The 23,276-nt window shown below is 72.2% G+C and carries 21 protein-coding genes and 2 tRNA genes; 10 read left to right on the top strand and 13 right to left on the bottom strand.

Annotated features, from left to right (window positions below):
* Positions 1-14: 14 nt before the first annotated feature.
* Complete coding sequence (locus ACWED2_RS43620) at positions 15-1,457, bottom strand: DHA2 family efflux MFS transporter permease subunit (RefSeq protein WP_449696392.1); 1,443 nt, start codon at positions 1,455-1,457, stop codon at positions 15-17.
* Between the two features lie 167 nt (positions 1,458-1,624).
* Between ACWED2_RS43620 and ACWED2_RS43625 the strand changes: the two genes are divergently transcribed.
* A tRNA-Val gene (locus ACWED2_RS43625) sits at positions 1,625-1,699 on the top strand.
* A gap of 37 nt (positions 1,700-1,736) precedes the next feature.
* Positions 1,737-1,808, top strand: a tRNA-Val gene (locus ACWED2_RS43630).
* A gap of 73 nt (positions 1,809-1,881) precedes the next feature.
* Here ACWED2_RS43630 and ACWED2_RS43635 read toward each other — a convergent pair.
* A complete protein-coding gene (locus tag ACWED2_RS43635; RefSeq protein ID WP_449696393.1) occupies positions 1,882-2,478 on the bottom strand; it encodes a TetR/AcrR family transcriptional regulator in 597 nt (198 codons plus the stop codon).
* Between the two features lie 93 nt (positions 2,479-2,571).
* Here ACWED2_RS43635 and ACWED2_RS43640 point away from each other — a divergent pair, with 93 nt between their 5' ends.
* On the top strand, positions 2,572-3,324 hold the full coding sequence (locus ACWED2_RS43640; RefSeq protein WP_449696410.1) for a class I SAM-dependent methyltransferase: 753 nt from the start codon (positions 2,572-2,574) through the stop codon (positions 3,322-3,324).
* Between the two features lie 116 nt (positions 3,325-3,440).
* Here the strand turns inward: ACWED2_RS43640 and ACWED2_RS43645 are convergent, their stop codons facing one another.
* A complete protein-coding gene (locus ACWED2_RS43645; protein WP_449696394.1) occupies positions 3,441-4,886 on the bottom strand; it encodes an MFS transporter in 1,446 nt (481 codons plus the stop codon).
* A 106-nt stretch (positions 4,887-4,992) separates the two neighbouring features.
* Here ACWED2_RS43645 and ACWED2_RS43650 point away from each other — a divergent pair, with 106 nt between their 5' ends.
* Positions 4,993-6,195, top strand: coding sequence for a cytochrome P450 (locus tag ACWED2_RS43650; protein WP_449696395.1), 1,203 nt, complete (start codon positions 4,993-4,995; stop codon positions 6,193-6,195).
* Position 6,196: 1 nt separating this feature from the next.
* On the opposite strand, the gene lexA is transcribed toward ACWED2_RS43650, so the two are convergent.
* Positions 6,197-6,850, bottom strand: a complete 654-nt coding sequence (lexA, locus tag ACWED2_RS43655) for a transcriptional repressor LexA (protein WP_449696396.1) — start codon at positions 6,848-6,850, stop codon at positions 6,197-6,199.
* A 275-nt stretch (positions 6,851-7,125) separates the two neighbouring features.
* On the opposite strand from lexA, the gene ACWED2_RS43660 reads away from it, so the two are divergent.
* Positions 7,126-7,638, top strand: coding sequence for a lytic polysaccharide monooxygenase auxiliary activity family 9 protein (locus tag ACWED2_RS43660; protein ID WP_449696397.1), 513 nt, complete (start codon positions 7,126-7,128; stop codon positions 7,636-7,638).
* Positions 7,639-7,736: 98 nt separating this feature from the next.
* On the opposite strand, the gene ACWED2_RS43665 is transcribed toward ACWED2_RS43660, so the two are convergent.
* Complete coding sequence (locus tag ACWED2_RS43665) at positions 7,737-9,380, bottom strand: beta-1,3-glucanase family protein (protein WP_449696398.1); 1,644 nt, start codon at positions 9,378-9,380, stop codon at positions 7,737-7,739.
* 207 nt (positions 9,381-9,587) lie between these two features.
* Positions 9,588-10,040 (bottom strand): hypothetical protein, encoded by a 453-nt coding sequence (locus ACWED2_RS43670; protein WP_449696399.1) that lies wholly within the window; start codon positions 10,038-10,040, stop codon positions 9,588-9,590.
* A gap of 216 nt (positions 10,041-10,256) precedes the next feature.
* On the opposite strand from ACWED2_RS43670, the gene ACWED2_RS43675 reads away from it, so the two are divergent.
* The 3 genes from ACWED2_RS43675 to ACWED2_RS43685 are packed head-to-tail and all read left to right on the top strand — an operon-like array spanning position 10,257 to position 12,538.
* The gene (locus tag ACWED2_RS43675; protein WP_449696400.1) at positions 10,257-11,465 is read left to right on the top strand and encodes a cytochrome P450; all 1,209 of its coding nucleotides are present in this window, start codon (positions 10,257-10,259) and stop codon (positions 11,463-11,465) included.
* Between the two features lie 31 nt (positions 11,466-11,496).
* Positions 11,497-11,886, top strand: a complete 390-nt coding sequence (locus ACWED2_RS43680; protein ID WP_449666334.1) for a hypothetical protein — start codon at positions 11,497-11,499, stop codon at positions 11,884-11,886.
* A 4-nt stretch (positions 11,887-11,890) separates the two neighbouring features.
* Positions 11,891-12,538 (top strand): LuxR C-terminal-related transcriptional regulator, encoded by a 648-nt coding sequence (locus ACWED2_RS43685; RefSeq protein ID WP_449696401.1) that lies wholly within the window; start codon positions 11,891-11,893, stop codon positions 12,536-12,538.
* A 52-nt stretch (positions 12,539-12,590) separates the two neighbouring features.
* On the opposite strand, the gene ACWED2_RS43690 is transcribed toward ACWED2_RS43685, so the two are convergent.
* Genes ACWED2_RS43690 through ACWED2_RS43700 form a run of 3 tightly spaced genes read right to left on the bottom strand, consistent with a single transcriptional unit; the run spans position 12,591 to position 16,833 of the window.
* Positions 12,591-13,733, bottom strand: coding sequence for a S53 family peptidase (locus tag ACWED2_RS43690; RefSeq protein ID WP_449696402.1), 1,143 nt, complete (start codon positions 13,731-13,733; stop codon positions 12,591-12,593).
* 14 nt (positions 13,734-13,747) lie between these two features.
* On the bottom strand, positions 13,748-15,880 hold the full coding sequence (locus ACWED2_RS43695; RefSeq protein WP_449696403.1) for a hypothetical protein: 2,133 nt from the start codon (positions 15,878-15,880) through the stop codon (positions 13,748-13,750).
* A gap of 29 nt (positions 15,881-15,909) precedes the next feature.
* On the bottom strand, positions 15,910-16,833 hold the full coding sequence (locus ACWED2_RS43700; protein WP_449696404.1) for a DMT family transporter: 924 nt from the start codon (positions 16,831-16,833) through the stop codon (positions 15,910-15,912).
* 71 nt (positions 16,834-16,904) lie between these two features.
* Between ACWED2_RS43700 and ACWED2_RS43705 the strand changes: the two genes are divergently transcribed.
* Entirely contained in the window at positions 16,905-17,834 is a 930-nt protein-coding gene (locus tag ACWED2_RS43705; RefSeq protein WP_449696405.1) for a LysR family transcriptional regulator, read from the top strand.
* Here ACWED2_RS43705 and ACWED2_RS43710 read toward each other — a convergent pair.
* The 4 genes from ACWED2_RS43710 to ACWED2_RS43725 all read right to left on the bottom strand — a co-directional run bounded on the left by ACWED2_RS43710 (position 17,788) and on the right by ACWED2_RS43725 (position 21,083).
* Positions 17,788-18,126, bottom strand: coding sequence for a hypothetical protein (locus ACWED2_RS43710; RefSeq protein WP_449696406.1), 339 nt, complete (start codon positions 18,124-18,126; stop codon positions 17,788-17,790). The two genes, ACWED2_RS43705 and ACWED2_RS43710, sit on opposite strands and share 47 nt — an antisense overlap.
* Before the next feature lie 14 nt (positions 18,127-18,140).
* Positions 18,141-19,505 (bottom strand): protein kinase domain-containing protein, encoded by a 1,365-nt coding sequence (locus ACWED2_RS43715; protein ID WP_449696407.1) that lies wholly within the window; start codon positions 19,503-19,505, stop codon positions 18,141-18,143.
* A gap of 96 nt (positions 19,506-19,601) precedes the next feature.
* Complete coding sequence (locus tag ACWED2_RS43720; RefSeq protein ID WP_013226091.1) at positions 19,602-20,063, bottom strand: HNH endonuclease; 462 nt, start codon at positions 20,061-20,063, stop codon at positions 19,602-19,604.
* A gap of 93 nt (positions 20,064-20,156) precedes the next feature.
* Entirely contained in the window at positions 20,157-21,083 is a 927-nt protein-coding gene (locus tag ACWED2_RS43725) for an alpha/beta hydrolase family esterase (protein ID WP_449696408.1), read from the bottom strand.
* Positions 21,084-21,238: 155 nt separating this feature from the next.
* Here ACWED2_RS43725 and htpG point away from each other — a divergent pair, with 155 nt between their 5' ends.
* A complete protein-coding gene (htpG, locus tag ACWED2_RS43730; protein WP_449696409.1) occupies positions 21,239-23,134 on the top strand; it encodes a molecular chaperone HtpG in 1,896 nt (631 codons plus the stop codon).
* Positions 23,135-23,276: the final 142 nt, after the last annotated feature.

A 23,276-nucleotide genomic window follows, 5' to 3' on the forward strand; every position in this document is an offset into this window, starting at 1 on the left:
AAGCGGGAGTTTCCTCAGTGGTGCGACGCGGCCTGCGGGGCCGGCCCGCGCCGGATCAGCCAGCTGCCCGCGAAGGCGATCACGCCGATGATGCCCGCGACGATGAACGCCGCCCGGAGGCCGGCGGCGTCCGGGCCGGTCGCTGCCGTGTCGTGGCTGCCCAGCGTCGCCACGCTGACGAACATCGCCGTGCCGAGCGCGCCCGCCACCTGCTGCAGCGTCGAGAGGATCGCGCTGCCGTGCGAATACAGGTGTTCGGGCAGCACGCCGAGCGACTCGGTGAACAGCGGCGTCATCATCAGCCCCAGCCCGGCCATCATCAGCACGTGGATCCCGATCACCGCGATGAGCGGCGAACCCGGCCCCAGCGCCGCGAACAGCCACAGCGAAGCGGCCATCGCCGCCGCGCCCGGGATGACCAGCGGGCGCCCGCCGACCTTGTCGAACAGCGCGCCGACCGGGCGGCCCAGCAGGCCCAGCACCAGCCCGCCGGGCAGCACGGCCAGCCCGCTGACGAACGTGCTGGTGTGCAGCACCGTCTGCAGGTAGAGCGGCAGCAGGATGGCCGCGGCGCCGATCAGGCACACGAACAGCAACGCCGTCAGCACCAGCGCGACGACGAAGCTGCGGTGGGTGAACGGCCGCAGGTCGAGCAGCGCGCGGTCGCGGCGCTGCAGCCGCAGCTGCCGCCAGGTGAACACCACCAGCGCCACGACCCCGACGACGATCGGCACCCAGCCCGGTACCGCCGGCTCGGCCCCGGCCTGCTCGCCGCTCGACGACAGGCCGTACAGCACCCCGCCGAACCCGATCGCCGACAGCAGCACCGAAGGCACGTCCAGCGGCACCTTGCGGCGTTCGCTGTCGATGCGCAGCAGCAGCCCACCGGCCACCAGCGCGGCGATCGCCAGCGGCAGCACGATCCAGAACATCCAGCGCCAGCCGAGCGACAGCACCGCACCGCCGATGGTCGGCCCGATCGCGGGCGCGACCGCGATGACGATCGTGATCGTGCCCATCGTCGCGCCGCGCCGCTCCGGCGGCACCAGCCGCATCACCGTCGTCATCAGCAGCGGCAGCATCACCGCCGTCCCGCACGCCTGCACCACCCGGCCGGCCATCAGCAGCCCGAACCCGGGCGCGAGCGCGCTCAGCAGCGTGCCCAGGCTGAACGCCGACAGCGAGAACAGGAACACCTGCCGCGGCGAGAACCGCTCCAGCATGAACCCGGTGGTGGGAATGACGACGGCCATCGTCAGCAGGAACCCGCTGGTCAACCACTGCACGGTGGTGGTCGGCACGTGGAGGTCGACGGTCAGGTCGCGCAACGCGACACTCAGGATCGTCTCGTTGAGGATCATCACGAACGCGGAAAGCACGAGAACCCCGATGAGGAGTCCCGAACGCGCCGGGGCGCGGTTCACGTCGGCGGGCGGGGTGGACACGGTTTCGGTCATCGGGATGGGACTCTCCTGGTCGGCCGGGACGGCCGTGCCGAACACGGACGTCCATCGCAGTGTGCCCGTTTCGGACCGCTCCTGTCAGGCGGTTTTCGTTACACCGGACCCCCTGCGAAGCCGGTCGAGGCATCCGATATGCTTCCGCCAGTACGAAGTTCCGCAGCGCGCGATTAGCTCAGCGGGAGAGCGCTTCCCTGACACGGAAGAGGTCACTGGTTCAATCCCAGTATCGCGCACCACGAGTCCACCCCCGGATTTCGTGGAAGTTCGTACCACGGGCGATTAGCTCAGGGGGAGAGCGCTTCGTTCACACCGAAGAGGTCACTGGTTCGATCCCAGTATCGCCCACCCGATTACCCGAAAGGCCCCGTCCACGGACGGGGCCTTTCGGTTTCCGCGGTTGATCCCCTTCGGACCGTCCCTACAGCAGGCGGCGCTGAACCACGTCGGCGATGACCGTGTGGACCATTTTCTCGGCTTCTTCGTTGCCGGGCAAGGTTTCCCGGCGGCGGCCCGCGAAGAGCAGGTGACCACCGCCGATCAACGACAGGGCCAGGGCGTCGACTTCCGCGTCCGCGGCGATGCGGCCCTGTTCTCGCTCCGCCGACAAGTAGCCCGCCAGCATGTCGTGTGCCTCCGTCAGGATGGGGAGGCTGCTCTGTCTGCGCAGGCGGGTGCGGAGCTCGTCGCGGAAGAAGAGCAAGCTCGTCAGGGCCAGGGTGACCGGGTCGAACAGCTCGACCAGTGCGTCGACGAGGTTGTCCCCGACGGTCCGGGTGCCCGCCGCGGCGTGCAGGAGGGCGGCCTGGTCGGCCAGGCGGGCGAGGCGGTCGCGGACGAGCTCGGCCAGGAAGTCGTCGAAGTCGGCGAAGTGGCGGTGCAGGACGCCCTTGGCGACGTCGGCCTCCGTCGTCACCGCCCGGCTGGTCAGCGCGCTCGGGCCGTCGCGGAGGAGGACCCGCTCGGCCGCGTCGAACAGCTGCTTGCGCACGTCGCGCAGGTGGACCCCGGTCGGCATGGAGCCATTCTCCGGTACGCCCGGTGGTTGTCCTAGTGGGCGAGCGCCCATTAGAGTGGGCGCATGCCCACTCAACCCCACGAAGCCCGCTCGATGGCGGAGTCCTTCGGAACCGACGCCGAACGCTACGACCGCGCGCGGCCGCCGTATCCAGCCGATCTGGTGACCCGGATCATCGCCGAGAGTCCCGGCACCGACATCCTCGACGTCGGCTGCGGAACGGGGATCGAAGCGCGGCAGTTCCGCGCGGCGGGCTGCCGGGTCCTCGGCATCGACCCCGACGCGCGGATGGCCGGATTCGCCCGCCGCGGCGGAATCGACGTCGAGGTGGCGAAGTTCGAGGACTGGGAACCGGCCGGCCGCACGTTCGACGCGGTGGTCGCCGGGCAGGCCTGGCACTGGGTGGACCCGCAGGCCGGCCCGTCCAAGGCGGCGCGGGTCCTGCGCCCCGGCGGCCTGCTCGCGGTGTTCGCGCACGTGTTCCAGCCGCCGGCCGAGGTGGCGGAGGCGTTCGCGGAGGCGTGCCGCCGGGTGCTGCCGGACCTGCCGTTCGCGGCCGAGACGCGCACGGCCGCGGAGATCTACGACGTGATGTTCACCGGATTCGCCGACGCCATCGCCGCGGCGGACGGCCTGGCCGCCCCGGACCGCTGGACCTTCGAGTGGGAGCGGAGGTACACGCGCGAAGAGTGGCTCGACTTCCTGCCCACGACGGGCGGGCTGACGCGCCTGCCGCCGGCGGCCCTGGAGGAGATCCTCTCCGAAGTCGGTGCGGCGATCGACGCCCTCGGCGGAAGTTTCGCGCTGCCGTACACGACCTTGGCGGTGGTCGCGCACCGGCCCTGACAAAGTCCCGGCGAACATCAGTCGTGCGCGAAGCCTGCTTCGGCACGTTTCCCAGGGGCCCGGGCGGGTGTGAGCGGGCCGGGGAACGACCGTGTAACCCCGGAGGTCGGTGTCGGTCAGTGGGCGGCTGTGACGGCGGGTTCCGGATGCGTCGGCACCGGGGAGTGGCGGGGCAGGAACGCGGCGACGGCCAGCGCGATCAGCGCCGCGGCCGAGCCCATGCCCAGCACCAGCCGGAACCCGTTCTGCGACGGCAGCGTCGCCGGGCCGAACGAGATCGTCAGCCGGGCGAGGACCAGTCCCGCGGTGGCGCTGGAGACCGACGTGCCGATCGACCGCATCAGCGTGTTGAGGCTGTTGGCGGCCGCCGTTTCCGACACCGGCACGGCACCCATGACGAGGGCCGGCATCGCGCCGTACGCCAGCCCGATCCCGGCGCCGATGACACACGAAATCAGCACCAGGTGCCAGGTCGCGCTCATCAGGACGATGCCGAGCGCGTACCCGGCGGCGACGACCACCGCGCCGAGCATCAGCGTCGTCTTCGGGCCGCGGGTGGCCGAGATGCGCGCGGACACCGGGGCCAGTGCCATCATCACCAGCCCGGACGGCGCCATCACCAGGCCCACCGCCAGCATCGACTTCCCGAGGCTGTACCCGGTGGCGGCCGGCAGCTGCAGCAGCTGCGGCAGGACCAGCGACATCGCGAACATCGCGAAGCCGAACACCGCGGAGGCGATGTTGGTCAGCAGCACCTGGCGCCGGGCGGTCGTCCGCAGGTCCACCAGCGGCCGCGCGGTCCGCAGCTCCCAGCGGCCCCACAGCAGCAGGACGACGGCGGCGGCCGTGAACAGGCCCAGCGTCGCCGCGCTGCCCCAGCCCCAGTCGGCGCCCTTCGAAATGGCCAGCAGCAGGCACACCAGCGCGATCGACAGGCCCGCCGCACCCGGCACGTCGAACCGGCCGCCGGTGCGGACCGGCGACTCCGGCACGAGCACGACGACCAGCGCCGTGACGACCACGCCGAGCCCGGCCGCGGTCCAGAAGAGCGCGTGCCAGTCGGCGTTCTCGGCCAGCAACGCCGCCGCGGGCAGGCCCAGCGCGCCGCCGACGCCGAGCGACGCGCTCATCAGCGCCGTGGCGGAGCCGAGCCGTTCGGCGGGCAGCTCGTCGCGCATGATGCTGATCCCGAGCGGGATCACGCCGGCGGCGAGGCCCTGCAGGGCCCGCCCGGCGACCATTGGCACGAGGCTGTCGGAGAGCGCGCCGATCGTCGAGCCCGCGACCAGCGCGCCGAGGCTGATGAGCAGGATCCGCCGTTTCCCGTACATGTCGCCGAGCCGGCCCATGGTCGGCGTCGCGACCGCGCCCGCGAGCAGGGTGGCGGTGATCGCCCAGGTGGCATCGGCCGCGGAGGCGTGCAGGAGCCCCGGCAGGGCCGGGATCAGCGGGATCACCAGCGTCTGCATCAGCGATACGGTGATGCCGGCGAGGGCGAGGACCGCGACGACGAGGTTCGCGCGCGGCGAGACCTCCTCGGCGGCTCTGGCTGGATCGGGCACGAGCGGTCCTCCGAAGTGTGGTTCAGCGTAATTAAATCAGTCGCTTGACTTAGCGTAGCAGTCTTCGGTTGACTGCTGACGAACCGACGGCCACCGCGGAGGAACGATGACGACCACCGAGATTCCCGAGTACCCGATGACCCGGGCCGCGGGCTGTCCGTTCGACCCGCCGCCCGCCGCCCGCGCGCTGCAGGAGGAGGCCCGGCTCGCCCGCGTGCGGCTGTGGGACGGCAGCACGCCGTGGCTGGTGACCCGCTACGCCGACCAGCGGGCGCTGCTGGTGGATCGCCGGGTCAGCGCCGACATCACCCGGCCCGGGTACCCGAGCCCCGCGCCGCTGCCGAAGGGCGGCACCGGGTTCGGCTTCATCCTGATGGACGACCCGGAGCACGCGCGGCTGCGCAAGATGGTGACGGCGCCGTTCACGATCCGCCGGGTCGCCGCGATGCGCCCGGCCGTGCAGCGGATCGTCGACGACCTGATCGACGAGCTGCTGGCCGGCTCGAAGCCGGTGGACCTCGTCGAGGCGTTCGCGCTGCCGGTGCCGTCACTGGTGATCTGCGAGCTGCTCGGCGTCCCGTACGCCGACCACGGCTTCTTCCAGGAGAACAGCAAGGTCATCGTCCGCCGCGACGTGACGCCCGAGGAGCGGGCGGCCGGGCACCAGGCGCTGATCGGCTACCTCGACCGGCTGGTGGGGGCGAAGCTCGAGAATCCCGCCGACGACCTGCTTTCCGGGGTCGCCGCCCGGGTCGCGGCGGGCGAGCTGACCCGGGTCGAAGCGGCGCAAATGGGCCTGCTGCTGCTCGTCGCCGGCCACGAGACGACGGCGAACATGATCGCGCTCGGCACCCTGGCCCTGCTGGAGCACCCGGACCAGCTGGCGCTGTTGCGCGAGGGCGACGATCCGGCGCTGGTCGCGTCGGCGGTCGAGGAGCTGTTGCGCTACTTGAACATCACCCACAACGGGCGCCGGCGCGTCGCGCTGGAGGACATCGAAATCGCCGGGGAGACGATCCGCGCGGGCGAGGGCCTGATCATGGCGAGCGACATCGGCAACCGCGACCCGGAGGCCTTCCCGGACGGCGACCGGCTGGACCTGACCCGCGACGCGCACCGGCACGTGGCCTTCGGCTTCGGCGTCCACCAGTGCCTCGGGCAGCCGCTGGCCCGGCTGGAGCTGCAGGTCGTCTACAGCACGCTGTACCGGCGGATCCCGACGCTGGCGCCGGCCGTCGAGCTCGGGAAGATCCCGTTCAAGCACGACGGTTCGGTGTACGGCGTGTATGAGCTGCCGGTCACCTGGTGAGTCAGACGCTGCGCAGCACCGACACGACCGCGCCGAGGATCACCGCGCGGTCGCCGTCGATGACGTCGTAGGCCGGGTTGCGGGGCTCGAGGTACACGTGGCCGTCGCGGCGGCGGTAGACCTTGACCGTCGCCTCTTCGTCGATCATCGCCGCGACGATCTGGCCCGAGTGGGCCTCGGACTGCTGTTTGACCACGACGATGTCGCCGTCGCAGATGGCCGCGTCGATCATCGAGTCGCCGCGGACGCGCAGGCCGAACACCGTGCCGCGGCCGGTGAGGTCGCGGGGCAGCTTGAGGACGTCGTCGGTGTGCTCGACCGCCGAGATCGGCGTGCCGGCCGCGATGTCGCCGACCACCGGCACCGGCACCGAATCGCCGTCCTCGGCGGCGGCCGTGCCGTTGAGGAACGCGCGCACGTCGATCGGGCGCGAAACGGTCGCGCCGCGGCGCAGGAACCCCTTGTCTTCGAGGCTCGCCAGGTGCTTCGAGACCGACGACGTCGACTGCAGGCCGACGGCCTCGCCGATCTCGCGCGTGCTGGGGGAGTAGCCGTGCCGGACCACCCAGTCCCGGATCGCGACCAGGATCCGCTGCTGCCGCTCCGGCAGGGCCGAGGGGTCGAGGTGCTCGAACGTGTCGTCGTAGGTGGTCACCGGCGTGATCCTAGAGGCACGCGCCCCGCGCCCCGCCGCCGGTCCGGTCGTCGTGGTCCCGCTCAACGGAACACCGGGTGACAGTTGGCGTCTTACCAACCCTGATCGAGACTTTGCCAACCGTTGACCCGGGTAACGAAGAGACGTATGGTCTAGACCACAATTTTCCTTCGCTCGTAACCCTTCCCGTCGCGGCGGACCTCCCAGCGAGGCCGGGGCCGCGGCTCCGCCGTGCCCGGCGGCGGGGAGGCGAGCCCGTCCCCGAAGGAGCTGGTATGAACCGCAAACTGGTCGCGGCCGCCGTGGGCACCCTCCTGGCCCCGGTGCTGGTGGTGCTCAACCCCGCCGGGATCGCGAGCGCGCACGGCTACGTCAGCTCGCCGGCCAGCCGGCAGGCGCAGTGCGCCCAGCACGTCGTGTCGTGCGGGGCGATCCAGTACGAACCCCAGAGCGTCGAAGGGCCCAAGGGCCTGCGGTCCTGCAACGGCGGCGTGTCCCGCTTCGCCGAGCTCAACGACAACGGCAAGGGCTGGCGCGCCGCGAAGGTCGGCCGCACGGTGACCTTCAACTGGACCTTCACCGCCCGCCACCGCACGTCGAACTACCAGTACTTCATCGGCAGCCAGAAGATCGCGGAGGTGAGCGGCAACGACCAGCAGCCGCCGTCGACGGTCTCGCACCAGGTGAACCTGGGCAGCCGCACGGGCCGCCAGACGGTCCTGGCGGTGTGGAACATCGCCGACACGGCGAACGCGTTCTACGCCTGCATCGACCTGCAGGTGAGCTGAACCGGCGGTGCACTGTCCACTGTAGCCGGGCGGACCGCGTCGCCTCGGCGGCGCGGTCCGCCCGCGGTGCGCGGGCTGCGCGATGACACCGGTCCCGGCTAGCGGGTGAAAGTGAACCAGTTGATGTTGACGAAGTCCGCCGAGCCGCCGGAGAAGGTCAGGTAGAGGTCGTGCACGCCGGTGGCCGGGCCGACGATGTTGGCCGGCACGGTCTGCCACTGCTGCCAGCCGCCGTTGTTCGCGAAGTCGATCTCGGCGATCACCGGGCCCGTGACGCTGTCCAGGCGGGCCCGGATGGCGCCGCTGACCCCGGCGGCCGCGCCCGAGGCGAGGCGGGCGACGAACTGGTTCGGCGAACTCGTCCCGAAGTCGACGCGGGCGTACTTCAGCCAGTCGCCGTCCGCGATCCAGCCGACGTCCACGCCGCCGCCGGTGTCGGCGCACGACTCGTTCTGGGTGCCGTTCTGGGCGTTGTAGGCCTCCGCCTGGATGGTCGAGTACGCGCTCGTGCCGCCGGAACCGGGCGGGGTCGTGCCGCCGCCCGCGCCCGGTCCGAGCGAAACCGTCCACGACGTCGGGGCCGGGTCCTGGAGGTGGCCGTCGACGGGCTGGGCGCCGGTCGGGCCCACGTCGTCGTACGGGAAGGCGTAGCCGATCGACGCGTACTGGTGCACCAGGCGGGCGTAGTGGTTGGTGGTGGCGTCCCGGTAGTACTGCGCGGGCGCGACGCCGTCGGGCTGGTTGTTCCCGCCGGCCACCAGCAGGCTGCTGCGGTTCAGCGCGGCGGCCAGCCGGGCGGCGACCGCGCCGCGGGCGTCGCTGCCGGAGTTGTACAGGGGCCCGCTCGCGCAGCCGAAGATGTCCGCCGCGCTCGGCTTGGTGAACGGCACGCCGTTGGTGTTCAGGCCGGCGAACACGATCGCGTCCCCGCTGACCGTGCCGGTGTAGGAGCCGATGCCGCCCTGGCCGTTGATGGTCAGCGGCGTCGTGCGGTAGTGGTCCCAGACCGCGTTGAGGTAGTTCGTCCAGTAGCCGCCGAAGTCGACGGGGGAGTGGCCGGGCGCCAGCACCCGCACGACCTTGCCGGAGGCGTCGGTGACGACCAGCCGGTCCCACGGCGCGCCGTCGGCGTTGTGCTGCGCGCGCAGGCCGTCCGCGATGCCGGCGAGGGCGCCGTCGGGCAGCGGGCTGACCGACTGCGCGCCCGCCGCACCGGTGGTGGCCATCGACACCGGCAGCGCCACCATGTCGACGTAGCTGATGTTCGCGTAGAGGTTCGCGCTGTTGTAGGTGAACTCGCAGAACGTCCAGTTCGTCTGCCAGTTCGGGTCCGCACTGGCGAACCCGGGCTGCACCAGGCCGGGCCCCGGGTTGACGAAGAACTGGATCTTCTTGTCGACCGAGAACCACACCCGGCCGCCGATGAGGTAGTCGGTCAGCGTCACCGTGACCTGGGCACCCGGGCCGCCGAGCGGGATCGCGTAGTCCGGGATCGGGGTCACCGGCGCGGAGGGGTTGGCCAGCGGCCGGAACCGGCCGTCGGCGGTGACGAACCCGGGACGGCCCGCGGTGTCCGCGCCACTGATGTAGGCGTAGACGGTGCCGCTGCCCGAATTGTTCTTCAGGGTCAACGGCAGTGCCGCCGCGGCGCGGGCTCGCGGCGCGGTGACGGCGGACCACAGCGGCGTGCTCGCCGCGGCGGCGACCAGGCCGGCGGTGACGAAGGTACGCCTCGACAGCATGGCACCTCCTCGAAAGCGGGCGGCTTCCGCGGGGCCGGGGGCGGCCCCGCGTCCACCGGAAACGGTGCCCGGACGGTAGGTACGCGCCTCCGGCGAGGTCAATGTCCGGCGGGCCCGCTCGGGTACGGACGGCCCTCCACGCTGCCCTTTCGTAGCCCGGACCACTGTCCGCGGTGGTCCGGTGAGCGTCCGATGTGGACGGTGGGCTCAGCGGCCGCGCGGCGCGGGCAGCCCGGCGGCGGCGAGGGCGGCCCAGAGCGGCGTCGCGCCGACCCGCGGGGTCCCCAGCCCTCCGACGAACTGGCAGCCGAACGCGGCGGCGGTGAGGGTGGTCGTGCGGCCCTGGACGTCGACGAACCGGAGTTCGAAGCTGGGCCCCATGTCGGCGGTGCAGGCGATGTCCGGCTCCGGTTCCGGCAGGTCGCACGCCGTGGCGGCGATCTTCTTGATGGCGGCGACGTCGGTGGTACGGCTGCCGGCCGGGGCGGTTTCGGAAGCAGTGGGCGGGGGAGAGTACCGCGGCCCGCTCATGACGAGTTCCCGGGGTTCGTAGGAGGCGGAGCACAGCGCCGACGTCGACCCGGACCGGGCGTTGGCGCCGCAGGCCACCGCCGCCAGGGCGACGAGGACCACGGCCGGGACAGCGGACAGCCTGCGCATGGGGACGCCTCCTTCGGTTCCGTTGCTCCCCGGACGGAATCACCCGGTTGCGCGGTTGCACGCGAAGCGCTCGGCCGATCGGGCGGGGTGGGCCCGTTCCCGGGCCGGTGGCCCCGTTCGGTGAGTACCGTGGATCGTGGGGGACCGGGAGGCGGCCGGTGACCGGCCCGCCGGCGTCCGCGTACGAATCGGCCGCGCGCCCGGGAGGAGAAACCCATGACCGCCAGCACGGATGCCCCGCGCCTGCCGTTCGACCGGCCGAACGTCCTGGAAATCGCCCCGCTCTTCGAGGTGCTGCGCCGGCAGGGACCGGTGGTGGCGGTGACCACGCCCGCCGGGGATCCCGCCTGGCTGGTCACCGGGTTCGAGCAGGTGCGCGCCGTCTTCACCGATCCGCGGTTCGGGCGCTCGCACCCGGCTCCGGAGGAGGCGCCGTCGGTTTCCGACGCCGCGATCCTGGGCGGTCCGCAAGGCGACCACGAGACCGAACACGCCGAGCACGCGCGGATGCGGCGGATGCTCGTGCCCGCCTTCTCCGCCAACCGGATCCGCCGGCTCGCCGGGCGGATCCAGGAACTCGCCGACGGCTGCTTCGACGCCATGGAACGGGCGCGCCACGGTGACGACCCCGTGAACCTGCACGACCACCTGTCGTTCCCGTTGCCGGTGCTGGTGATCTGCGAGCTGCTCGGCGTCCCGTACGAGGACCGCGAAACCTTCCGGGTGCTGTCGGACCGGATGAGCCGGATGGACATCGGCGGCGGCGCGGACGCCGCGCTCGACGAGTTCACCGCCTACATGACCAGGCTCGCCGCGGCCAAACGGCGGGATCCCGGCCAGGACGTCGTCTCGGACCTGGTGCGCGCGCAGTCAGACGATCCGTCGTTCGGCGACGACGACCTCGCCCGGCTCGCCGCCGGCCTGCTGTTCGCCGGCCACGAGACGACGACCAACCGGATCGACCTCGGCGTGCTCTACCTGCTCACCGACCTCGCCCGCCGGGACGCGCTGGCCGCCGATCCCGAAAACCGGGTGCACGGCGTCGTCGAGGAGATCCTGCGGCTGGCCGCCCCGACCGGGCTCGGGGCGCTGCGGTACGCGCACGAGGACGTCGAGCTCGGCGGGGTGCGGATCGCCAAGGGCGACGCGCTCGTCCTGTCGACCGCCGCGGCCAACCGGGACGAAACCGTGTTCCCCGACGCGGAGACGTTCGACCCCGAGCGCAAGCCGAACGGGCACATCGCCTTCGCCTACGGTGGCTGGTTCTGCATCGGTGCCAGCCTGGCGCGCACCGAGCTGCGGATCGTGTTCGGGGCGCTGTTCCGGCGGTTCCCGGGGCTGCGCCTGGCCGTCGGCGTGGATGAACTCCGGGTCCGGGCCAACCGTGTCACCGGGGGAGTGGACCGCGTGCCGGTCCTCTGGTAGACCAACGGCGGTCGTGAGTGGAGGAAAAGACGTGACGTTGTGGGACAAGCTCGGGATGGACGCCAAGCTCATCAAGGTGCTGGAGGAGATCCCGCCCGGTCCGGACGCCGAGGAGTTCGGCCGCGCCTACGTCACGATCCACCAGCTGGCCGTCGAGCTGGACCAGCGGTTCCCCGAGGTGCGCAAGCAGCTGGACGTGCCGCTGGGCGGCGGCGCGACCCGGCACGCCGGGCTCGTCGAGCTGCTCGGCAAGGAGCTGGTGGACAAGATCAAGCGCTACGGCGACGTCTACCCGATCGAAGCCGCGCAGCTGTCGTCGGTGCGGTTCCGGGAGGTGCGGCTGCGCGGCCCGGGCGGCCGGGACCTGGTCGGGGCGTCGAAGACCGACCTGCCGCTGATCCGCCTGCGGCCGAAGGACTGACGCGGTGCTCGCCCCGCCGCCGGTCCGGGTCCTGGTGGCCGAACGCGACCCGGCGGTGCGAGCCCGCCTGAGCACGGTCCTCGACGAGGCCGACGGCGTCGAGCTCGTCGGCGCGGCCGCGGACGCGACGGCGGCCAGGGTCACCCTCCGCCGCCGGCTGCCGGACGTGCTGCTGCTGGACCTGCGCCTGAGCCCGCCGGAGGAGTTCCCGCGCCGTCCGGCGGTGGTGGCACTGGTGACGTTCGACTCGGACGCGGGCATCCTGCGCGCCCTCCGCGACGGCGCGGCGGGGTTCCTGCTGCGCTCGGCCCGCCCGCGGGACGTGCTCAAGGTGGTGCGCCTGGCCGCGGACGGCCACCTGGTGCTGTCCCCGGACGCCTCCCGCAGGCTGGTGTCGGCGGCGAGCCGGCTGTCCGGCCCCCGCGACGAACGGATGGCGGCGGTGGACCGGCTGTCGGCCCGGGAGGCCGAGGTGCTCGCGGCGGTGGGCGCGGCGCTGACGAACGCGGAGATCGCCCGGCGGCTGGACCTGCCGGAGCCGGTCGTGCGCGAGTACGTGGCGAGGGTGGTACGGAAGCTGGGGTGCGTGCACCGGACGGGCGCGGGACTGCTGGCCTACGAACGCGGGCTGTGCCGTCCAGGCGGCCCGTGAACGGCTCTTTCCCGACGTCCGAGGCCGGGAAAGAGCCGTTCGGGTCAGGCGCTCAGAAGCCCGCCAGGCCGTTCGGCACGCCGACCCCCGTCGGGGCGTCGTAGCCGGGGCCCGCCACGCACAGGTAGTCGCCGCCGCACTTCTTGCCCGCGCCCGCCGGGTCGTTGTGGCCGGTGGTCACGTCGACGAACGAACCCGCCTTCGCGTACACGCCCGCCGGCTGAACGGCGCCCGCGTGCCCGGAACGGCCGATCAGGCCCGCGACGAACGGCGCCGACGCGCTCGTGCCGCTGGCCAGGAGCCAGCCGCCCGCCTCGGCGTAGTGGATCGCGATGTCCTCGGCCGCCGCCGCCACGTCCGCGACGGTTCGCTTGCCGCAGTGGGTGTCCTTCTGCCACGCCGGTTTCGAGACGTAGGCAGAACAGCCGCTGCCGCCGTAGGTCCAGGCCTGCTCCGCCCAGCCGCGCGGGGAGTCCGGGTCGCGGGCCAGCGAAGTCCCGCCGACCGCGACCGTCGAGGCCAGGACCGCCGGGTAGCTCGCCGCGGTGAAACCGCTGTCGCCGGAGGAGGCCACCACCGTCACGCCCGCGTGCCGGTAGTGGCTCGCGTACGCCAGCGGAGCCCCGCCTTCCCGTGCGCCGTAGCTGTTCGACACCACTTTCGCGCCCAGGCGCACCGCGGTGTCCTCGGTCTCCGCGAGGTCGGCGAACCCGGGCGAGTTGCCCTCCACGACCAGGATCCGGCAGGAGGGGCAGGCCGCCGACACCATCGAGACGTCCAATGTGGACTCCAGGGCCCAGCCGAAGTTCACCTCCGGCAGCGGGGCCGCCGCGCCCTGCTGGTTCACCTTGCGGAAGCAGCCGTTCGCCGTCGTGCACGGCGGCAGGCCGTACTGCGTCCGGTAGGCGGCCAGGTCGGCCTCCAGGTTCGGGGCGTCGAAGGCGATCGAGATGCCGACGACGGTGTCCGGCCCGGCCTGGTCCGGCAGCCGGTAGGCCGAGGCCAGGTCGTCGGCACCCCAGCCGGCCGGGCCGAACGCGCGCGCCGCGCCCGGCGTGTAGGTGGTGAGGCAGCGCAGCACGCCCGGCCGTTCGGGGCACGCCGCGCGCGGCCCCGGCGCCGCGCTCGCGGCCGGCGCGACCACGCCGGCGGCCGCCACCGCGGCGGCCAGCACTCCCAGCCATCTCCTGTTCACTGTGGACAGTCCCCTCATGACGCGTAGACGTGGTAGGCGGCGGTGATCGTTTCGGCGATCGTCGCCCCGGCGGCGTCGGCCGCCGTGACGCGCAGGGAGACGTCGATGCCGCGGAAGGTCTCCGTGGTCGCGGCGAAGCCCGCGTGGAAGACGCCGTCGCCGCGGGCGGTGACGGTCGCGTCCTGCCAGGTCGTGCCGTCGGTCGAGTACTGCACGGTCGCGGCCGTCACCGGCGAACCGGTGCTCTGCTGCAGGTGCCCGACCGTGAGGTCCAGGCCCTGCGGACCGGACGCCGTCGACCCGTCCGGCCGCAGCCCGCCGACCGCGTACCCCAGCGTCAGCAGCGGCTCGACCGCGCAGTTCCGGTCCGGCCCGCCGTCCCCGCGGGCGCAGTACAGCGTCGGCGGCAGGGTGACGCCTTCGACGTGCCGCGACTTCCACGTCCATTCGGTGTGGGTCGCGGTGCTCTGCCGGTACATCGGCCCGGTCCGCCCGGCGTCGATGGTGAGCCCCAGTGTCGACGGGCCGGGCGCGACCTCCTTGTCGAACGCGGCCGCGCGGGCGCCCAGCGGGCTGCCTTCGGCGAGGGTCGTGCCGTCCTGGGTGAAGCGGTAGGACCCGGTGACGGTGTCCCGGGACTCGCCGGAGAAGCCGTAGCCGGTGTGGCCGGGCTGGGTGTCGCTGAACGGCGTGATCGAGAACCGCAGCAGATCGCCCGCCCGCGTCGCGCCGGGCAGGGTGTACGCCCGGCCGTCGGTCAGCGGCAGCAGGGCCACCTCGCCCGCCGGGTGCAGCGGGAAGCGGTTCCAGTCCTCGGTGACCGACGAGCCGCCCTGGTAGGTGTGGAACGGCTCGCCCTGGCCGCCCGCCCAGCCGACGAACGGCCCCGGCAGGGTGTACTTCGCGAACCCGCCGAACCATCCCAGGTCCGGCGCCGCCGAGACGTACTCGGTCTGCTTGCGCGGCAGCTGGATCGGGTGCCCCGCCCGGCCGCTGACGTCCTCGAACGTGAACATCCCGCTGCGCTGGCGCATGCCGAGCGAGGAGTACTCGCTGAAGTAGGTGGCATCCACCGTGGCGACGTCCTTCGCCGTGATCACGTACCGCTGCTGCGGAATCACGCCGATGCTCGCCTTCTGCAGCACGTATTCGTACGGCGTGCCCGGCCCGGGCGGGGACACGAGCCTGCTGTACGGGTAGGTCTGCAACGCCCCGGTGCGCACCGGGGTGCTCGTGGGCGACACCGAAATCGGTACGCCGGGTCCGGCGTCGAAGTCGACCAGCAGCGCCGGCCCGGTCTTGGCGGCCCGGCGGAACAGGAAGCCGGTGTCGTCGAGCAGCGCCGGGCGCGGGGTCACCCAGGTCAGCTTGCTGGACGCCCGTTTCGCGTCGACGCGGACACTTCCGTCCGCCTTCACCGCGAACTCCGGCTGGGCGCTGAAGCGCAGCTCGGTCGGGTTGCCGTCGGCGTCGGTCGTCCAGAACACGCCGAGGGCGCTGTAGTTGCCGTCCGGCACGCTGAACTTGGCCGTGCCGCCGAAGAAGTAGTTGAAGTTCTCGTCCGGGGCGAGTGCGTTGCCGTCGTCGGTGTTGTAGAGGAACGCGATGCCGGTGTCGGCGGGCTTGCCCGCGATGTCGGTGGCGTCGACCGACACCGTCCGCATCACCGAACGCGGCTGCGCGGCCTGCCGCTTCGGTGCCCCGGCGAGGGCGAACCGGGTCCCGTTCGCGAACAGCCCCTGGCCGCCGAACCGGCCGCGGGCGGTGTCCTCCCTGAACTGCTTGGCCAGCGCGGCGCCGAAGGTCGCGGTGTCCACGGGGGCCTTCGCGCCCGCCAGCAGCGCCTTGACGTCGAACAGGCTCAGGTCGAGCCCGCGCCCGAGGTAGGGCAGCGCGGTGCCGGGCACCTCGTAGTCCCGGCCGCCGAGCCGCAGGTGCACCAGCGCCCGTGCCATGCCCTTCTCCGCGGCGGGCCGGACCTCGAACGTGTCCCGGCCGTCCGGGGCGGTCCGGACGGTGACCCGGTCCCCGGTGGGCAGCGTGACCGTCGAGGACGGGACCGCGGCGGTCGCGGCCGGCGGGGCGAGCCCGGCCACGCCCGCCGAACCGGCGAGCAGGACCGCGAGCACCGAAAATGTTCTTCGCACTGGCACCTCCGTGTGGTGATCGATCACCACTACCGACGGGCCGGCCGCCCCGGCCGTTGAGCCGGATTGTCGATCTTCTGCGAATTACCCCGACCGGCCCAACGACGGAAAGTGGCGCCGATCAGGACGACCCCGGCGACGCTGAGCGCCCCGCCCACCAGATCCACCCAGGTCGGCCGCTCGCCGAGCCAGCCGAACGCCACCGCGAGCGCCACCGCGGGAACGAGGTAGAGGGCGGCCGTCGCGACGGTGAGCGAGTGCCGGGCCACCGCGTACCCCCAGGCGACGAACCCGGCCGCCGACGGGAACGCGCCGAGGAACACCACGGCCAGCGTCGCTTCCGGCGGTGCGGTCGCGAAGGCGTGCACGGCTTGGGGCGCGAGCGGCGCGAGGCACAGCGTTCCGGCCCACATCGCGTAGCAGGCGACCTCGAGCCCGGTGTAGCGCCGCAGCAACGGCTTGCTCCCGAGGTGGTAGACCGCCTGGACCGCGGCCGCGGCCAGCACGGCCCACGCCGCACCCGAGTAGCCCAGCCCGCCGCCGGTGGCGATCAGCGCGCTGCCGCCGAGCGCGACCGCGCTGCCCAGCAGCTTCGCCGCGGTGAGCCGCTCGCCCAGGAACGCGGCCGCGAGCAGCGCGCTGAACACCGGCGCCACCGAGACCAGCAGGCTCGCCGTGCCCGCCGGCACGTGCACCTCACCCCAGTTGAGCAGCAGCTGATAGGCGCTCATCCCGGCCAGCCCGCACCCCGCGATCGCCGGCAGGTCCGCGCGGCGCGGGCGGCGCACGCCCAGCACGGGGGCGGCGAGCAGCAGCACCGCCGACGCCACCGCGAGCCGGGCGAACGACAACCCGGCGACGCCGTAGCCGTCCAGGCCCACCTTGATCGCGGGGAACGCCGAGGCCCACAGGACGACGGTGACGGCCAGTGCCGCGGTCGCTTTGCACTTCACGAACCCATCGTCGGCGGTACGATGGTGAAGTACCAGTTACCTTTTCTTGGCCAATAGGAAAGCCGGACTTCATGTTGGAGCTGCGCCGCCTGCGGGTCCTGCACGGGCTCGCCCAGCACCGGACCGTGGCCGCGACGGCCGCGGCCCTGCACCTGACCGGCCCCGCCGTCTCGCAGCACCTGGCCGCGCTCGAACGCGAGGCCGGCGTCCCGCTGCTGGAAAAGCGCGGCCGCACGCTCGCCTTCACCCCCGCCGGACGGCTGCTGCTCTCACACGCCGAGGTGATCCTCGACGACCTCGCCGCCGCGGAGTCGGCGCTGGCCGCGGCGGCCGGGAACGACGGCACCGGCACGGTCCGCGTCGCGGCCTTCGCCTCCGCGGCCCGGCAGCTCCTGCCGCGCGCCTGGGCCGGACCGGTGTCGCTGCGCCTGGTCGAGCAGGAACCCGACGCCGCCCTCGAGTCGCTGCGCCGGCAGGACGTCGACGTCGCGGTCGTGCACAGCTATTCGCTGCTGCCGCGGGAAATCCCGCCGCGGTTCGCCGAGCGGGCGCTGCTCGACGACCCGGTCCTGCTGGCCCGCGACCCGGCCTCGCCGGGCCCGGCCGACGGCGAACCGGTGGACCTGGCCGCCTTCGCCGGCCGGCCGTGGCTGGTGCCGGCGGCCGACCTCTCCTGCCACGCGATGATCCGGCGGGCCTGCGGCGCGGCCGGCTTCGTGCCCGAGGTCGCCGCGGAGTCCGCGGACTTCGCCGTCCTCGTCGCGCTCGCGGCCGCCGGGGCGGGCGTCGCGCTGGTGCCCGCCATGGCGCTGCCCGCCGGATCGCCCGGCGTCAGCCTCCATCCGCTGCGGGAACCGTTGGCCCGCAGGGTGTTCGCGGTGACCCGGGCGGGACTGGCGCGGCGGCCGGACGTCCGTGCGGTGCTGGACCGGCTGAAGCGGGCCGCGCGCGAAGTCACTTCTTCTTCCGAGCCTGCTCGACGGCTTCCAGGAACTCCTTGACCTTGGCGAGCTTGTCGGGCCTGTAGCAGAAGGTGTTGCCTGGGAGCTTGTCGCACCCCATCGGCACGTTCGCGACGACTTCCGTATGTCCTTCCGGGCCTACGAAGACGATTTCGCCGAGATCCCTCTTGGTCGCCTCCTTGTGCTTGACGTCGGTGAGCTTCGTGACCTGGAACCGGTGTGGGGTGTCCTTGGGCATGAATCCCCAGTACTTCGTGGCGACATTGAGCGTGATAGTCCGGCCGTCGAAGTGGATGGAGCGGCGGCGGTCCCGGACGTGGTGGGACGTCACGGTGCCTCCCGTGGTCAGAGCGTCCGGCAGGTGAGCGCCGGGCGGGCGTCGGCACTTCCGTTCTGCGTCAGGGCGATCAGGCCGAACGTCGTGGTCTTGTCCGCGTCGAGCTTCGCGTTCCAGGCGGCGTTTTCGACCGTCACGGTGGAACCATCGACCGAGAAGGTGCCGTTCCACAAGCCGCTGATGCGGTGACCGGCGGGCAGCTGCCAGCGGACGCTCCAGCCGGACAGGCCCGCGGTGCGGTCGTTGCGCACCGTCACCTCCACCTGGTAGCCGCCGGGCCAGGAGTTCGTCACCTGGTAACGCGCGGCGCAGCCCAGGTCGGCCGGTGTCGTCGGCGCCGGGCTCGAGCTCGCCGGTGCCGCGGGACCGGAGGGGCCGGCCGGGGCGGCCACCGGCGTGCCGTCCGGCACGATCACCGTGCCGATCACCACGCCGAGCGCCAGCAGGACCGCCCCGGCGGCGCCCGCCAGGACGAGCCGGCGTCGCGGACGGCGGCGGACGCGCAGGAGCCGGGTGCCGGCTCGGGGCCGCGGGCGCGGCGGCGGCAGGGGACGGCCGCCGGTGACCGCTTCGAACAGCTCCTGGACCTCCGCCATGGTCGGGCGCGCTTCGGGGTCCCGCTGCAGCATGCGGGTGAGCACTTCGGCGAGCGGCCCGCGGTGCCGCGGCGGGATGGTCTCCTCCTTGGCGATGCGCAGCAACAGCGTGATCGCGTTGTCGTCGTTGCCGAACGGGGGAGTGCCCTCCAGCGCGCGGTAGAGCGTCGCCCCGAGGGAAAAGACATCGGCCGGGAAGCCGGCTTCGCCGCCTCCGGCGACTTCCGGGGCCAGGTAGGCCGGGGTGCCCGCGATGAAGCCGCCGCCCGTCACGGTGCCTTCGCCGGTGGCCCGGGAGATGCCGAAGTCGGCGATCTTCGCGACGCCGGACTCGCCGAGCAGGACGTTGCCGGGGGTGACGTCGCGGTGCACGACCCCCTCGGCGTGCGCAGCCGCCAGCGCGGACGCGATCGGCGCGCCGATGCGCGCCACCTCCTCGGCGGGGAGGGTCTCGCGGTCGGCCAGGACCTCCGCCAGGCTGCGCGAGGGCAGGTACTCCATCACCAGATAGGGGCCGCCGGGCGCCTCGACGACGTCGTGCACCGTGATCGCGTGCGGGTGGCGCAGGCGGGCGGTCAGCCGCGCCTCGCGCAGGGCACGCGCGCTCGCCTGGGCGCTCGCGGCCGGCCCGAGGGCGGCGTCGTAGTCCAGCTGCTTGACCGCGACGACCCGGTCGAGCCGCTCGTCGCGGGCGCGCCAGATCACACCCATCGAGCCCTGGCCGATCCGTTCGGCCAGCCGGTAGCGCCCGGCGATCAGCTCTCCTGCGTCGGTCACGCGACCTCCCCGGCTTTCCCCAGAGCACACGGATGCGGGTGGCGATCGGTTCGAGCCTAACGGCCTGCCCGCCGAGGTGCGACGGACAGGCCGGGCTCAGGCGCCGGGCCGGTGCAGCTGGTCCCACGCCGGGACGTACGGCGTGAACCGCAGCTTCATCCCGGCCTCGCCCGGCAGCTTGTCCGCCTTGCGGGCGTTGCAGCTGCGGGCGGTGCCCCCGCACGCGGCGACCGTGTTGAGCCAGTCGGTCCGGGCGCCACCGCGGCTCAGCGGCGTCACGTGGTCGATCGTGGTGGCGCGCTGCCCGCAGTAGGCGCAGCGGTGCCCGTCACGGACCAGCACGCCGCGCCGGGACCAGCGCGGCGGCTGCGTATATCGCCACTTCATGACGACGTACCGCAGCAACCGCACGATCTTCGGGCGCGGGAACAGCCCGTACGCGAGGCCCTCCTCGGCCTCGTGGATCTCGGCGACGTGGCGCACCAGCATGCGGATCGCGTGCGGGACCGACACGGTCTGCAGCGGCTCGTAGCCGGCGTTCAGGACGAGTACCTTCACAGCGCACTCCAATGCGACGATGGGGACGCGGGATGCGTCCCCGCCTGTGGGAAATCATCGTCGCCGAGTGGCCTGACCTGCGTCAATCGTGTTTCACCGCAGCGGATGCGCGCGGAAGAACCGCCAGATGACCGGGGTCGCGTCGATCACCGTCGGCGTCGCGGAGTCGTTGTTGGGCCGGGTGCTGGGCCAGACGTGCCCGGCGCCTTCGACGCGGTAGTGCTCGAGGGCGCAGCCGAGCCACTTCTGCGCGACGACGCCGGCCACCGGCGTCCACGACACCGGATCGGGCCGGCAACCGTCCCTTGTGGACCAGGCGGCCAGCCAGTCCGGGATCGCGGGGAGGCCCTTCGCCGGGTTGCCGTCGTAGGGGATGGTCGTGTCGGCACTGCCGTGGAAGTCGAGGACCGGCGCCGGCCGGCTCGGGTGGCAGGCGCCGCCCTGCGGGTAGAACGCGCCGGACACCGGGGCGAACGCCGCGATCCGGCCGGGCAGGCGGCAGGCCAGCACGCCGACGAAGCCGCCGCCGTTGGACTTGCCCGCCGCGTAGATCCGCCGGTTGTCGACGCACAGCGTGCGCTGCAGCTGGTTCAGCAGGTCGCCGGTGAACCGGACGTCGTCCGCGGCGGCCGAATAGGGCGCCCCGGTCCAGGCGGATTCGCCGTCGGTGCCGATCAGGCCCTGCGGGTAGACCGCGATCGCGTCCAGCGCCGAGAAACCGGACAATTCTTCCTGGTACTGCGACGTGCGCTTGTGCCCGTGGAAGGACAGCACCAGCGGGTACGGCCGGTGCGGGTTGTAGTGCGCGGGCAGGTGGACGGTGTATTCGCGGTCGAGGCCGCCGGAGGTGACGTGCCGGGTGGTCGTCACCCCGGCCGGGAACCCGGGCGCGCGCCCGCAGCCGGTGGTCGGGACAGGGTGGTCGGCGACGCCGGCCGCGGCGGCGGGCGCGGCGAAGGCGGTGGTCAGGGCACCGGCGGCGGCGAACGAGGCCGCCCAGCGGGGCAAGCGTCCGGGCACTCGATCCTCCTTGATCGACAGCGGGGCGTGGCCAGCATCACACCGGGAGCCGGTGGTACCGAGATTGCGTTCATAAAGTGCGCGGTCGGAACTGTCGGGCCCGCTCGGTAGGATCGACCCAACAACGGCCGCCGGACATGCGGAAAGGAATGGAAGTGACTGCCCCGATCGAGACGCTGGAGTTCCAGTCGGAAGCGCGTCAGCTGCTCCAGCTGATGATCCATTCGATCTATTCGAACAAGGACACGTTCCTGCGGGAACTCGTGTCCAACGCCTCCGACGCCCTCGACAAGCTGCGGCTGGAGTCGTACCGCGACAAGGACCTCGAGGCGGACACGGCCGACCTGCACATCGCGATCGATACCGATCCGGAGGCGCGGACCCTGACGGTGCGCGACAACGGCATCGGTATGACCCGCGACGAGGTCGTCGCCCTGATCGGGACGATCGCCAAGTCCGGCACCGCCGACTTCCTGACCAAGCTGAAGGAGGCGAAGGACGCGGCGGCCTCGCAGGACCTGATCGGGCAGTTCGGCGTCGGGTTCTACGCGAGCTTCATGGTCGCGGACAAGGTCACCCTCGTGACGCGCCGCGCGGGCAGCGCCGAGGGCGTCCGCTGGGAGTCGACCGGCGAAGGCACGTACACGATCCAGCCGGTCGAAGACGCGCCCCAGGGCACCGCGGTCACCCTGCACCTCAAGCCCGAGGACACCGAGGACCACCTCTACGACTACACGTCCGCGGCGAAGATCCGCGAGATCGTGAAGAAGTACTCCGACTTCATCACCTGGCCCATCCGGATGAAGGGTGACGGCGAGGACGCCGAGGTCGAGACCGTCAACTCGATGAAGGCGCTGTGGGCGCGCTCGTCGAGCGAGGTCACCGAGGACGAGTACCACGAGTTCTACAAGCACGTCAGCCACGACTGGCAGGACCCCCTCGAGACGATCCGGCTGCAGGCCGAGGGAACCTTCGAGTACCAGGCGCTGCTGTTCCTGCCCTCGCACGCGCCGATGGACCTGTTCCTGCGCGAGCGCAAGCGCGGCGTGCAGCTGTACGTCAAGCGCGTCTTCATCATGGACGACTGCGAATCGCTCGTCCCCGAGTACCTGCGGTTCGTCAAGGGCGTCGTCGACGCGCAGGACCTTTCGCTCAACGTGTCGCGGGAGATCCTGCAGCAGGACCGGCAGATCCAGCTGATCCGCCGCCGGCTGGTGAAGAAGGTCCTCTCGACGGTCAAGACGATGATGACCGCCGACGCCGAGAAGTACGCGACGTTCTGGCGCGAGTTCGGCCGGGCGGTCAAGGAGGGCCTGCTCGACGACTTCGAGAACCGCGAAGCCATCCTCGAGATCTCCTCGTTCGCCTCGACGCACGACGCGGAGAAGCCGACTTCGCTGCGCGACTACGTCTCGCGGATGAAGGAGGGCCAGGAGCACATCTACTTCATGACCGGCGAGTCGCGGTCCGCGATCGAGAACTCGCCGCACATGGAGGCGTTCCGCGCCAAGGGCTACGAGGTGCTGGTGCTGACCGACCCGATCGACGAGATGTGGGTCGACGCGGTGCCGGGCTTTCGCGAGCTGCAGTTCCAGTCGATCGCCAAGGGCCAGGTCGACCTGGAGTCGGACGAGGACAAGAAGGCCACCGAGGTCGCGCGCGAGCAGCAGAAGAAGGACTTCGAGAGCCTGCTGAGCTGGATGGGCACGGCGCTGGGCGAGACGGTCAAGGAGGTCCGCCTGTCGTCGCGGCTGACGACGTCGCCGGCCTGCATCGTCGGCGACACCCACGACCTGACCCCGACGCTGGAGAAGATGTACCGCGCGATGGGGCAGGAGCTGCCGCCGATCAAGCGCATCCTCGAGCTCAACCCGGAGCACGCGCTGGTCACGGGGCTGCGCGAGGCACATGCGGCGCGCCCGGAAGACGAGGGCCTGGCCGAGACGGCCGAGCTCCTCTACGGCATGGCCCTGCTGGCGGAGGGTGGCGAACTCACCGACCCGTCCCGGTTCATCAAGCTCCTGGCCGGCCGCCTGGAGAAAACCCTCTGAAGGTGGTCTGCCGCAGCTTGTCGTGAGTGGTAATTCGGGTTCTAAACCCAAATAAAAAAAAACAAAAGGGAAGGGGGGGGCGGTGATAAGGGGCAGGGGGCGGGGGTGAGATAGGGAGGGGGGGGGGGTGGGGATAAGGGTG

The sequence above is a fragment of the Amycolatopsis sp. NPDC005003 genome, from assembly GCF_053600695.1.

Coding starts and splice junctions, on each gene's coding strand:
- ACWED2_RS43620 (WP_449696392.1), bottom strand. CDS start 1,457: ATGACCGAAACCGTGTCCACCCCGCCCGCCGACGTGAACCGCGCCCCG.
- ACWED2_RS43635 (WP_449696393.1), bottom strand. CDS start 2,478: ATGCCGACCGGGGTCCACCTGCGCGACGTGCGCAAGCAGCTGTTCGAC.
- ACWED2_RS43640 (WP_449696410.1), top strand. CDS start 2,572: ATGGCGGAGTCCTTCGGAACCGACGCCGAACGCTACGACCGCGCGCGG.
- ACWED2_RS43650 (WP_449696395.1), top strand. CDS start 4,993: ATGACGACCACCGAGATTCCCGAGTACCCGATGACCCGGGCCGCGGGC.
- ACWED2_RS43660 (WP_449696397.1), top strand. CDS start 7,126: ATGAACCGCAAACTGGTCGCGGCCGCCGTGGGCACCCTCCTGGCCCCG.
- ACWED2_RS43665 (WP_449696398.1), bottom strand. CDS start 9,380: ATGCTGTCGAGGCGTACCTTCGTCACCGCCGGCCTGGTCGCCGCCGCG.
- ACWED2_RS43670 (WP_449696399.1), bottom strand. CDS start 10,040: ATGCGCAGGCTGTCCGCTGTCCCGGCCGTGGTCCTCGTCGCCCTGGCG.
- ACWED2_RS43675 (WP_449696400.1), top strand. CDS start 10,257: ATGACCGCCAGCACGGATGCCCCGCGCCTGCCGTTCGACCGGCCGAAC.
- ACWED2_RS43705 (WP_449696405.1), top strand. CDS start 16,905: ATGTTGGAGCTGCGCCGCCTGCGGGTCCTGCACGGGCTCGCCCAGCAC.